The sequence below is a fragment of the Streptomyces sp. WAC04114 genome (assembly GCF_019733245.1).
In the GTDB taxonomy this organism is placed as follows: Bacteria; Actinomycetota; Actinomycetes; order Streptomycetales; family Streptomycetaceae; genus Streptomyces; species Streptomyces massasporeus_A.
Window position 1 is genome coordinate 25385 of the sequence record NZ_JAIGQA010000003.1, and the last position, 12131, is coordinate 37515.

8 protein-coding genes are annotated in these 12131 nt (G+C 69.9%); 1 reads left to right on the forward strand and 7 read right to left on the reverse strand.

The annotated features are described in order from the left end of the window. Nucleotides 1-66: 66 nt before the first annotated feature. The 5 genes from K4G64_RS01845 to K4G64_RS01865 all read right to left on the reverse strand — a co-directional run bounded on the left by K4G64_RS01845 (nt 67) and on the right by K4G64_RS01865 (nt 8327). The gene (locus tag K4G64_RS01845; protein ID WP_221754254.1) at nt 67-984 is read right to left on the reverse strand and encodes an anti-sigma factor; all 918 of its coding nucleotides are present in this window, start codon (nt 982-984) and stop codon (nt 67-69) included. Further along, nucleotides 981-1706 (reverse strand): RNA polymerase sigma factor SigM, encoded by a 726-nt coding sequence (gene sigM / locus K4G64_RS01850; protein ID WP_221754255.1) that lies wholly within the window; start codon nt 1704-1706, stop codon nt 981-983. The genes K4G64_RS01845 and sigM overlap by 4 nt, the downstream gene beginning before the upstream one ends. A gap of 27 nt (nt 1707-1733) precedes the next feature. Next, the gene (locus tag K4G64_RS01855) at nt 1734-3428 is read right to left on the reverse strand and encodes a protein kinase family protein (RefSeq protein ID WP_221754256.1); all 1695 of its coding nucleotides are present in this window, start codon (nt 3426-3428) and stop codon (nt 1734-1736) included. Between the two features lie 140 nt (nt 3429-3568). Beyond that, nucleotides 3569-5863, reverse strand: coding sequence for a murein biosynthesis integral membrane protein MurJ (gene murJ, locus K4G64_RS01860; protein WP_221754257.1), 2295 nt, complete (start codon nt 5861-5863; stop codon nt 3569-3571). Nucleotides 5864-5906: 43 nt separating this feature from the next. Further along, nucleotides 5907-8327, reverse strand: a complete 2421-nt coding sequence (locus tag K4G64_RS01865) for a DUF6049 family protein (RefSeq protein ID WP_221754258.1) — start codon at nt 8325-8327, stop codon at nt 5907-5909. A 280-nt stretch (nt 8328-8607) separates the two neighbouring features. On the opposite strand from K4G64_RS01865, the gene K4G64_RS01870 reads away from it, so the two are divergent. Next, nucleotides 8608-10053, forward strand: coding sequence for a CCA tRNA nucleotidyltransferase (locus K4G64_RS01870; protein WP_221754259.1), 1446 nt, complete (start codon nt 8608-8610; stop codon nt 10051-10053). 117 nt (nt 10054-10170) lie between these two features. On the opposite strand, the gene K4G64_RS01875 is transcribed toward K4G64_RS01870, so the two are convergent. Next, a complete protein-coding gene (locus K4G64_RS01875; protein WP_221754260.1) occupies nt 10171-10683 on the reverse strand; it encodes a hypothetical protein in 513 nt (170 codons plus the stop codon). Nucleotides 10684-10806: 123 nt separating this feature from the next. Further along, nucleotides 10807-12069 carry an MFS transporter gene (locus K4G64_RS01880; RefSeq protein WP_221754261.1) on the reverse strand — a complete coding sequence of 421 codons (1263 nt, stop codon included), beginning with the start codon at nt 12067-12069 and terminating at the stop codon, nt 10807-10809. Nucleotides 12070-12131 lie beyond the last annotated feature (62 nt).

Here is a 12131-nt window from a genome sequence, read left to right on the forward strand (position 1 = left end):
GTGTCCGGGCACACGGAGATGCTTCGCCCTGCGGTGACCCCGCACGGCGAAGGCGATGCCGTTCGTTCAGGCAGACGGGTAGGTGCGCTCCAGGAGTACCTTGCCGACGGCGGTGGGCCCCTCGTGATCCACACAGGTCGCGTCGACGATGTAGGCGGTGACCCGAGTGGCGTCGGCGGCGTCGGGAAGCAGTACGAGCATGGCCTTCTTCCCTTGATAGGTTCCGTTCTCGGTGGCCAGGGCCGCGTCGTCGCGCCCGATGCCGTCGCGGACGCAGCCGGGCACCACGACTTCCCTGAAGACCTTCGGCTGGTTGGTGCCGGGAGCCGTCGCCGCACCGAAGGGCGTGCGGGAGCCACCCTCCTTGGTCTTGTTCTCGGCGAGGAGCCCGGTGACCTGTTCCTTCAGCTTCCCCTCGGAGAAGGTGTCCGCGGCCGTGGTCTGCCGTTCACCGGCCGTGTCGGGCTTGTTGTCGCCGAGCGACGACAGCAGGACGGATCCCAGACCCAGGGCGGCCACCGTGAAGACGGTCCCGAGGACGGCGATCCGGCGGCGTCCGCTGCGTGTGCGGCTCTTACGGCCCGGCCCGGTGATGGAGGAGCGGGGACGTCCGGCAGGCCGGTCGAGGGGCGTCGATGTTTCACGTGAAACATGTGCATCGCTGGCGTCCTCGGAGGCGGAACCGGGAACGCTCACCGGCTCTGGGCTCTCTGCGGCCTCCGGTCCCGCGGCGTTCAGCAGGGCCTCGGCGGCGAGAGCGGCATCGATGCGGCCCGCGACGTCGGCGGGCATACGCGGCGGACCCGGCAGCGTGCCGAGCAGCCCGCGGATCTCCTCCAAGGAGGCGTAGACGTCCGCACAGAGTTCGCAGTCGTCCAGGTGTCGGCGCAGTTCGGTGGACCGGGCCGGTGGGAGGAGACCCTCGGCGAGGTCGGAGATCTCCGCGACGTCCGGGTGCCCGGCCATGTCTGTCGTCGACGTCACGCTCGTCCACCTCCGCCCTTCACCGCAGCTGAGTCGCTCGGTCCTGTGTCCGGGGGTTCCGCTCGACGCGGTCCCGCTGCGGGTGGGACGGTCGGCCCCTGCGTCCGGTTCCGTTCTCCGCCCGGGTTCTTGCCCTCACCACTGTGGTCCGGCCTGAGATGGGTGAGCAGCGGAAGGAGTCTGGCTCTGCCGCGCGCACATCTGCTCTTCACCGTGCCGGTCGGCACGTCGAGCATGCGGGCGGCTTCCGCGACCGGGTAGCCCTGCATGTCCACCAGGACGAGAGCGGCGCGCTGGTCGGTCGGCAGGGTTCCCAGGGCCTCGATGAGCTGCCGGTGGAGATCGTTGCGCTCGGCGGGGGCCGAAGCCGACTCGTGTGGCTCCAGCAGCTGCTCGAGGCGCTCGGTGTCGTCGACGGGAGAGGTCTTCCGGGAGGCTGCCTTGCGGGCGCGGTCCAGGCAGGCGTTCACCGTGATCCTGTGCAGCCACGTCGTGACGGCCGACTGGCCCCGGAAGGTGTGAGCGGCCCGGTAGGCGGACACGAGGGCGTCCTGCACGGCGTCAGCGGCCTCCTCGCGGTCTCCGAGCGTCCGCAGGGCGACGGCCCAGAGCCGGTCGCGATGCCGCCGCACGATCTCACCGAACGCGTCGGGGTCGCCTTCGACGTGCCGTGCGAGCAGATCCTGATCGCTCACTCCGTCATGTCCGGTGCCGTCTGCCATCGGCCTCCTTCCTCGAGGCAGATGCCGTCAGCTGGTCACCTTGATGTCCGCCACCCTGCCGCGCCACTTGCCGTCGTCCGGCTGCAACGGCAGCTTCGTCAGCCACACGAGGAGGTACCGGCTCTTGAGCGACTTGCCGGGCTTGAGCTGAACAGTCGTCCCTGAACCTTCGGCGACCTTGGTGTAGGCGTCGAGGGAGGTCGGCTCCGATCCCGCGCCCGAGCTCGCGCTGCGGAGCTCGACCGAGGTGTCCCCCACGAACGTGACGGTCACCTTCCCGACCTGTTGCGTCTTGCCGAGGTCGAGGATGATGCCGACGCCCGACTTGAGCCTTCCGAAGTCCGGGCTCAGGTAGAAGTCCGTCTGCCAGTAGGTGGCCGTGCTGTTGTCGTAGACCTTCCCTATGTCGGACGGCTTCTCCGTCTGGTCCCCGAGGGGATCGAAGTCGCGGGCAGCGCTGATGGTGATCGGCTTGCTGACCGGCTTGTTCGGGCTCTTGTCGTTCCCGTCGTTCGTCTGTGTCTGGCCCGGGTCCTCGCTCTTGCCGCCCTGGTCCATCAGTGCGTCCGCCAGCTGCCAGCTGCCGAGGCCCAGCGCGGCGATCAGGAGTGCGGAGACGGCCCACTTGAGGGCCTTGCCCGTGCGGCTCTGGAGCGGGGGCGGCGGAGTCGGGACCGGCTGGGTGACGCCGGGACGCGGGGCCTGACGGCCGTACGTGCCCTGCTGGTACGTCGTGCGCTGGTACTCGGGCGGGGCGGTGAACGCCGGCTCCGGCGGACGGATGCGGGGCATCTCGCCGATCGCCTTCACCAGCTCCTCCGGCGTGGTGCACGGCGACTCGTGCCGGGACGCGGTGGCACCGTCGTTGACGAGCGCGCGCATGGAGAGCTCGGACAGACCGCGGTGCACACCGGCCCGCACCTGGTCGGGCGCGATCAGGCCGATGTCCTTCGGCAGGCCAGACAGGCCGTAGGCGTCGCTCTCGTACGGCCAGCGCTGGGTGAGCGCCGCGTACAGCAGGGCGCCGATGGCCTCGGTGTCCGTGCGCTGCGGAGTGTCGGACGAGACGCCGCGCAGGGCGGCGTTGACGGCGAGGCCGCGGATGCGCCACTGGCCGGTCGAGGCACGAAGCACGGCGTTGGGGTTCAGCCGCAGATGGGCGAGGCCCTCACGATGGGCGGCGGCCATGGCGGAGGAGACCTGACTGACCATCTGGTAGGCGTCGTAGGGCTCCAGGGGCCCGGAGGCGAGGAGCGTGGTCAGTTCTGTCGCGTCGGGAAGCCATTCGTGCACGACGTAGACGACGTCGTTCTCCTCCACCGCGTCCAGCACCTGGACGAAGCGTGGGTCACCGAGGAGGGCGGACGAGCGGGCGGCCGCCAGGACGGAGCGGGCCCGAGAGTGGTTGGCGGGCAGGATGTGCACTCCGACGGCACGCCGGAGCTTCTCGTCCACGGCACGCCAACTGCTGAAACCGTCCAGACGGGTGACGCACTCCTCGAGGCGGTAGCGTCTGGCGAGTTTGTGACCACTGTGCAGTTCGGGCGGCGAGGTCGTTCCGGCACCGTCGGTCCTGGTGCTCTCCTGTACCTCGTCGCTGTCCGTGTCCCGCTCCCGGTTCTTGGCCACCCCGTCGGCCGTGGACTGGTCCGCCTGTGCGGTCAGCGACGACTCGTCGCTGTTGTCTGCCACGTCGACGGCAGCCGTACTCCGTTCCGCCACCGTCGTCCCTGCCTCCCCATCCATTACGCGCCGGCCGGCGTCCCGTGCATGCCGCCCGACGCCGAAACCAATTGTGCCCACAGTCCGCCGCTATGCACGACACGCGGTGGCTGACGATGGTTGTGCGCCTACCCCCCGACTCAACGTCCCAGGCGTCCGCGGACCATGCCGACCAGCGAGTTGAGTTCCTCGATGCGCATGCGGCGGGCGGCGACGAAGAAGATTCCGAGCAGAACGGCGCCGCCGGCCAGGACCGCGGCAAGTGAGCCGGCCGGGCCCTGTCCGAGCGAGTGGCCGATGCCGTAGCAGGCCGCGCCACTGAGCAGGGCGGCCGGGACCGACGCGATGCACAGCCGGGCGTAAGTCCGCAGGACGCGGGCGCCGTCGAGGTCCCCGCCGAGCCGCTTGCGCAGCCGGCGCCAGGCGACGCCGACGCCGATCGCGTAGGCGAGGCCATACGAGGCGGCCATGCCCACCACGGCCCAGCGCGACGGGATGACGAAGTAGCAGATCGCCGAGGCGCCCGCGTTGACCGCGGCCACGATGACCGTGTTGTAGAAGGGAGTTCGGGTGTCCTCATAGGCGTAGAAGGCACGCAGGACCACGTACTGCACGGAGTACGGGATCAGGCCGAGACCGAACGCCATGAGCATGAAGCCCATGTTGGTGGCCTCGCTGGTGCCCGAGGAGCCGAACATCAGCGTGCACATCGGGATGCCGAGGGCGAGGAACCCGAACGCGATCGGCACGATCGCCACCGCCGTGGTGCGCAGGCCCTGGGAGATGTCGTCGCGGACGGCGCCTCCGTCGCCCTCGGCCGCCGAGCGCGACAGGCGCGGCAGCAGAGCGGCCATGAGGGAGACCGTGATGATGGCCTGCGGCAGACCCCAGATGAGCTGTGCGTTGGCGTAGGCGGCGAAGCCGGTGCCGTCCACCGGCGAGGCCTTGCCCGCCGCGGTGGACAACTGGATGACGATCATGGCGCCGGCCTGGTTGGCGAGGACGAACAGCACCGTCCACTTGGCCAGCGTGACGGCCTTGCCGAGGCCCTGGCCCTTCCAGTCGAAGCGCAGCCGCAGCCGGAAGCCGGTCTCGCGCAGGTAGGGGATCATCGCGAGCGCCTGGACCACGAGACCGAGCAGGACGCCGATGCCGAGCAGGCGCTGGCCCTCCGGCGGGATGTTCGCGGCCTTCATCCCGGAGTCGGCCGCGGTGCCGTAGACGTAGATGAACATGCCCAGCGTCACGATGATGACGATGTTGTTCAGGACCGGGGTCCACATCATCGCGCCGAACTTGCCACGGGCGTTGAGGATCTGGCCCATCACCACGTGGATGCCCATGAAGAAGATGGTGGGCAGGAAGTACTGGGCGAAGGTGACGGCGACCCCGTTCGCCGCCGGGTCGCTCGCCACCGGGTCCGACAGCAGGCGGATCAGAAGCGGCGCGCCGAGGACGGAGAGCGCGGTGAGTCCGCCCAGCGTCACGATGACCAGGGTGAGCAGGCGGTTGGCGTACGCCTCCCCGCCGTCGTCGTCCTCCTTCATGGCGCGCACGAGCTGCGGCACGAAGACGGAGTTGAGACCACCGCCGACGGTGAGGATGTAGATCATCGTCGGCAGCTGGTAGGCGACCTGGAAGGTGTCACCGAGGAGGCCGACGCCCAGCGCCGACACGATCAGCGCGGAGCGGATGAAGCCGGTGAGGCGGGAGACCATCGTGCCCGCAGCCATCACAGCGCTGGACTTCATCAGGCCCGCGGCGCGGCCGGTCTTCTTCGGAGCGGGTGCGGCGGCCGGCTCGGGGGCCGGCGCCTCGTCCATCACGGGCGGTGCCGCCGCGGTCCGGCCGGGCTCCGCGTACTGACCCTGCGGTGCGTACGGGCCCTGTGCCATCTGCCCCGGGGCCGGGGACGGGCCGGGGACCGCCGGCGACTCATACGAGGGGTGACCGCTGCCCTGCTGCTGATCCCGGAAGAGGTGCGCGAAGGCGTCCGGCTCCTGGCGCGGCTCGCCCGCCTGGGAGACGAGGTCGTCCACGCCGACGAACTGGGTGGTGCGGGGGTCGTCGCCGTACGGCAGATGCCGCGTCGGGCCCTCCGGCTCCGGCGCGGGTGTCTGCGCCCACACCTGCGGGTCGGGCGCGTAGGGCGAGTGCGGCGGCTGACCGTACAGCTGCTGCTGCGGCTGGTACGTGCCTGGAGCGGGCGGCGGGTGCGCGGAGCGGTCGTAGAGCGCCTCGCCGACCGGGTCCTGGGCGGAGAGGTCCTGTGCCCGGTAGGGGTCCTGGCCGTAGGCGTCCTGAAGATAGATGTCCGCGGGCGGCTGCGGCGGCACCTGGCCGTGCTCGGGCGGTGAACCCTCGGGCCCGCCCGCGTCGGGGTAGCCCGAGTTGCCCGCGGCACGGCCGCGGTCACCGTCGTACGGCGCGTTCATGGTTACCCCACCTCATCGTCCCGGGCCCACCGGCCACGATTTCTCAACGGTCCACTCTCTCACCCGTCCCGGACGGGTCGGCGCTTTCCGCTGCGGTGTCCGGGGCCAGGTCACTCGGCTGCTCGGAGGCGTCTGCCCCTGAGCCGGCCGCGGCCTCTTCCTTGAGACGTGCGCCGGAGGGCTCCGGGTTCTGCGGAGCGTCCTCCCGGTTCTGCGGAGCGTCCTCCCGGTCGTGCGGGCCGTCGTTCTCGCCGTCCGCCTCGGTGGTGTCGTCCTCGGCAGCCTCACGGGCGGCGGCGCGCTTGCGGTGGGTGTACATCCGGAAGCCCGCGAGGACCAGGAGCAGCACGCCACCGCCGATGACCAGCATGACAGTGGGTGTGACCTCGGTTACCTTCACGTCGAAGGTGACCGGGGCGCCGTACCTCTGGCCGTCCTCCGTGTACAGCTGGGCGACGACTTCGGCCCGGCCGTTGGCGTTGGCCGACGTGGGGAACTTCACCGACTGGGCGTGGCCGCCGTTGACGGTGACGCGCTGCTCCTCGTAGGCGTCTCCGCCGATCTTGAGGCGCGTGGGGTTCTTTGATGTGAGTCGCAGCCTCAGGTGCTCGACACCCTGGACCAGGTTGTTCTGCACGGTCACGGGGATCGTGGCACTGCGGCCGGAGAGCTTGGTCTCCGACTTCTGGATCAGCTTGACCCCGTCGATGAGCCCGTTGAGGTACGACTCGATGCCGTCGCGGTATCCGACCGCCGCGATGCCCCGGCCGCGCCACGACGTGGACATCTCGCGGTTCATGGCCCGCCCGAACGGGGTCACCACCCGGGACTGGCGGGTGAGGATCACCTTGAACTTGTCGAGCTTGCCCTTGGTCTGGGCGATCTGCTCGAAGGCGGCCCGCGGCAGCTCTTGCTTGCGCAGCGAGGAGGGGTAGGCCGACGGCACCCGCGTGTTGGCTGCCGGGTCGGGCTTGTCCTTGGTGGCGGCCGTGAGGTCCTGCGATTCGGACCAGTTCCCGCCCTGGAGGGCTTCCAGGGCTTCGGCCATGGCCTGTGCCTGGCTCACGGACGGCATGCGCTGCGGGGCGACGACGACACTGCGCTGCTTGCCGGTCTGCAGGCCGAGCGTGAGGCTCTGCGCCAGGAAGCGCTGCACGGCGAGGGTGGAGGCGGAGGCCCTGCTCAGGTCGCCCTGGAAGGCCGTCGACATCCGGGAGTCCGCGACGACGGCCGTGGTGCCGCCGCCGATGGGCCGGGCCGCGGAGGGCGTGTACGACAGGTTGTCCTGGAGGCTGTCGCTGCGGGTGATCACCTTGTCGGCGCCCGCGGAGGTGGCGACCTTCACGATCGACGGGTCGATGGCGCCGTCCACCGGCCAGACGAAGTCCGTGGACGGTTTCACGTGGAGGATCGTGTTCACCGTCTCGTCGGCGACGTCGGTGGCCTCCTTGAGGTGGCCCAGGGAGCCCGTGACGTTCGTGCCGTTGTGGGCGAGGGAGGCCAGGTCCGGGTCGCCGAAGGGCAGGGCGGCCACCTCGTTGCCCGTGACCGCCTGCTGGAGCTCGGCCAGCCAGTGCTTGGCGACCTCCTGGTTCTTGCCGGACGTGGTGCTGCCGTCCGCGGCGCGGACCTGGTAGCTCCGCGTCATCGCGTCGACGGACGCCAGCAGGTCCGGGTCGACGACCCAGGTGACGTCGAGGCCCTTGCCCAGCGACACCATCTGGTCGAGGCGGCCGCCCGGGGAGATCTCCTCGGCGAGTTCGTCGTCGCGGAAGACCGGTGTCTGCTGCTCGTTCGACCCCGTCTCGGCCGCCATGTGGGCGCTGGAGACGAGCGGCCACAGGAAGGTCGTCTTCGTCTTGGTGTCGGCTTCCTCCGGCTGCCAGGGCAGGAACGTGCGCTGGACGCCGAGGACCTGGTCCCAGGGCTGTGCCGAGGTCTCCCCGGAGAGCGAGACGGCCAGCTGGTAGACGCCGTCACGGCCGAGGTCGAGTTTGTCGGCCGGTACGGAGATGCTGAAGGGCTCCGCGACACCGGGGGTGAGCGCGGAGTACTTCTCGGTGTACTTGCCGCCGACCTTCTCGCCGGAGGGTCCCTGGAGATCGTTGCTCTTCTTGGCGAGGGTGTCGATCGACGAGCGGGTCTCGAGAGGGGGCCCCACCTGGAGGTCTACGTGGGCGCCGGTGACCGTCTGCTTGCCGTTGTTCGTCACTGTGCCCGACACGGTGACCGTGTCCCCGTCGGAGGGGGCGCTGGGCGTGAGCGAGTCGACCGCGACCGATACCGAGCCCGCGCCGGCGGCAGCCTGCAGGGACTCCTGCCCGGCCGCGTCCGCCGGCGTCGCGGCGGGCAACTGGAGGAGTCCGGCCAGCAGCGGCGCGCCGGTGAGCAGTGCCCCGGTGCGCCGCAGCCAGCGGCGGGCAGGTGAGGCACTGGTCCCCTGGAAGTCTGCCGCCTCGGCCACGCGCTCGTCCGTCCCTCGTCGTCGTCAGTGGTCGTCGGAATGTGCGTCCAGGCATGGTAACGATGTGCGCTGAGGGGAAGTGCCGCGGTCCGCTCCACAAGATCGCCGGGCCGACTCCTTGCTGCCCGGTATATGACTCTATGCGCGGGAGCGGTTCTTTACGGCTCAGGAGCTGAGCTTGTGCGCCCATGACGGACGTGTCCCCCATGCATCTGCGTGAGGAATGGCGGGCGGAATAGGAGGAGCTCTCGGTGGCCCGGGCCACGTACCCTCTTCTGTTGTGCCGAACGCCAACGAAGAAACGTCCAGTGCCCTGAGCCAGGTGCAGCACCGCGCGGTGAGTGAACTGTTGCGGGTCGCTCCTGTCGCCGACGACCTCGCCCGCCGCTTCCAGGAGGCCGGCTTCTCACTCGCCCTCGTCGGCGGGTCGGTACGGGACGCGCTGCTGGGCCGGCTCGGCAACGACCTGGACTTCACGACCGACGCCCGCCCCGAGGACGTCCTCAAGATCGTGCGCCCGTGGGCGGACGCCGTCTGGGAGGTCGGAATCGCCTTCGGCACGGTCGGTGCCCACAAGGGTGGCTACCAGATCGAGGTGACCACCTACCGCTCCGAGGCCTACGACCGCACCTCGCGCAAGCCCGAGGTGTCCTACGGGGACTCCATCGAGGAAGACCTCGTCCGCCGTGACTTCACGGTGAACGCGATGGCGGTGGCCCTGCCGGAGAAGGAGTTCATCGACCCGCACGGGGGGCTCGAGGACCTCGCGGCGCGTGTGCTGCGTACTCCCGGCACCCCGGAGGAGTCGTTCTCGGATGATCCCCTGCGGATGATGCGAGCCGCGCGCTTCGCGGCTCAGCTCGATTTCGAGGTCGCCCCCGAGGTCGTCACGGCGATGACGGAGATGGCCGGGCGCATCGAGATCGTCTCGGCGGAGCGGGTGCGGGACGAGCTGAACAAGCTGATCCTCTCCCAGCAGCCGCGCACGGGCCTGACGCTGCTCGTCGAGACGGGCCTCGCCGAACGCGTGGTGCCCGAGCTGCCGGCCCTGCGCCTGGAGCGTGACGAGCACCACCGCCACAAGGACGTCTACGACCACTCGCTGATCGTCCTGGAGCAGGCGATGGCTCTGGAGGAGGACGGTCCCGACCTCACCCTCCGCCTGGCCGCCCTCCTGCACGACATCGGCAAGCCGCGCACGCGCCGGTTCGAGAAGGACGGCCGGGTCTCGTTCCACCATCACGAGGTGGTGGGGGCGAAGATGACCAAGAAGCGTATGACCGCTCTGAAGTACTCCAACGAGCTGGTGAAGGACGTCTCACGTCTGGTCGAACTCCACCTGCGCTTCCACGGTTACGGCACCGGTGAGTGGACGGACTCGGCGGTCCGCCGTTACGTCCGTGACGCCGGTCCGCTCCTGAACCGCCTCCACAAGCTGACCCGCTCGGACTGCACCACGCGCAACAAGCGCAAGGCGGCGGCTCTCTCCCGTGCCTACGACGGGCTGGAGGAGCGGATCGCCAAGCTGCAGGAGCAGGAGGAGCTGGACTCGATCCGCCCGGACCTCGACGGCAACCAGATCATGGAGATCCTCGGCGTGGGTCCCGGCCCGGTCATCGGCCGTGCCTACCAGCACATGCTGGAGATGCGGCTGGAGAACGGGCCGATGGAGCACGACGCCGCGGTGGCCGCGCTCAAGGAGTGGTGGGCCGGGCGGGAGGGCTGAGCTGTGAAACGGGGTCATGTTTCACGTGAAACATGACCCCGGTGCAGCGCGGCGGCCTTCCGGAGACAGACCGAGGGGCGGTGTTTCACGTGAAACACCGCCCCTCGTCACGTCTGCCTACTTCTTGTAGTCCTTCAGGCAGAGCAGGAAGTCCTTGCCGTCACCGCTCTCGGTGTACGTGTACTGGAAGTCTTTGGCCTCGGCCTCACACTTGCTGGAGGCCAGCGTCTGCGTGAGGTATGAGCCCTCGATCTTGGCCAGTACCTTGTACTGGGCCTTCGCGTCGCTGCACTCGACGACCTCGAGGTCCGGGTTGTTGTCGCTGGCGCTGCCGCGGTGCATGCAGTCGCCGACGGCCGCCGTGTTGGCGTCGTCCCGGCTGGCCAGGTAGCCCCCGATGGCCACGCCCGCCACGGCGATGACGACGACGATGTTCTTGATCGTCTTGAAGCTGAGCTTGCGGCCGGACGGCTGCGGGGGAACCGGAGCGTACGGAGCGGCGCCCTGGGGCGGGAAGCCGGGCTGTCCGGGCTGCTGGGGGTAGCCGCCCTGGGGCGGGACCGGAGCCTGGGGTGCAGCCGCGGGCTGGCCCTGTGCGAATGGATTGCCCTGGGGCGGCGGAGTAGTCACTTGGGGGTCCCCCTAGAACATGGTGAGTGACGCGAACATGTCGCGAGATAAGACCCACGTAAGGTAGCGGTCCGCACTGACAACGCAGTAGCCAGAAGTGGCTCTGTGTCATTGATGTGACACTTACTGGCGGCCAAACCGGCCCATAGCCACAGCTACTGCCGCGTAGATAACGGAGATCGTGATCACCAGCGGGACGGACCGGCCGTCCGGCGGCAGCATCACGGCGGCCACGGCGGCCGCGCCGACGAAGGAGACGTTGAAGAGGACGTCGTAAACGGAGAAGATCCGGCCACGGAATCCGTCCTCGACCGAGGACTGGACGATGGTGTCCGTGGCGATCTTCGCGCCTTGGGTGGTCAGACCCAGGACGAAGGCCGCGGCCAGCAGCGGGGCGGTGGCGAACGGTAGTCCGAGCGCGGGCTCCAGCAGCGCCGCGGCTCCCGCGCACACGACGATCCAGCGGCCCGGCCCGAGCCGCCCCGCGGTCCAGGGGGTCACCACGGCAGCCGCGAAGAACCCGGCGCCGGAGAAGCCCAACGCCAGTCCCAGCAGAGCGAGTCCGTCGTCCGTGCTCGAGGTGAGCGCGTACCGGCACAGCATCAGCAGCATGACCAGCAGAGCGCCGTAGCAGAACCGCATCAGCGACATCGCCGTGAGCGCCCAGGCGGCTTCCCGGCGCTGCGGCGCGGCCAGGTGACGCACGCCCGCCGCCAGGTCGCGGGCGGTGCCCGTGAGAGCCGTCCCGATCTGCGCGCGGGGCAAGGGCCGGTCAGGGCCGAGGAGTTCCCGCGCCATGCTCAGCGATGCGAGCGCGGCGCACAGATACAGTCCGGCTCCCACGAGCACCACTGCGGCGTCCGAGTCAGCCACCGCCAGGCGCACGACGAAGGCGAGTCCGCCGCCCGCGATCGCGGCCAGTGTCCCGGCCGTCGGGGAGAGGGAGTTGGCGATGACCAGGCGGTCGGCGTCGACCACACGCGGCAGGGCGGCGGAAAGGCCCGACAGGACGAAGCGGTTGACGGCCGTGACGCACAGGGCCGAGACGTAGAAGAGCCAGTCCGGTGCGGGACTGAGGATCAGCAGGGCCGTCGCAAGGGCCAGCAGGGCGCGCAACAGGCTGCCGAACAGCAGGACCTGACGGCGCCTCCAGCGGTCCAGCAGCACGCCGGCGAAGGGACCGACGAGGGAGTACGGGAGCAGCAGCACGGCCATGGCGGAGGCGACCCCGGCCGCCGAGGTCTCCTTCTCCGGCGAGAAGACCACGTACGCGGCGAGCGCGACCTGGTAGACGCCGTCGGCACCCTGCGACAGCAGACGTACGGCGAGCAGGCGCCGGAAGCCCTGGAAGCGCAACAGGACGCGCAGGTCACGGACGACGGCCATGGGGCCCACCCTCACATATGGGGAGGGTCCCCGGGTCGTGCGACCCGGGGACCCTCACAGCC

Excerpts from the sequence above, each read along its gene's own strand:
- sigM (WP_221754255.1), bottom strand. The coding sequence starts at position 1,706 with ATGGCAGACGGCACCGGACATGACGGAGTGAGCGATCAGGATCTGCTC.
- murJ (WP_221754257.1), bottom strand. The coding sequence starts at position 5,863 with ATGAACGCGCCGTACGACGGTGACCGCGGCCGTGCCGCGGGCAACTCG.
- K4G64_RS01880 (WP_221754261.1), bottom strand. The coding sequence starts at position 12,069 with ATGGCCGTCGTCCGTGACCTGCGCGTCCTGTTGCGCTTCCAGGGCTTC.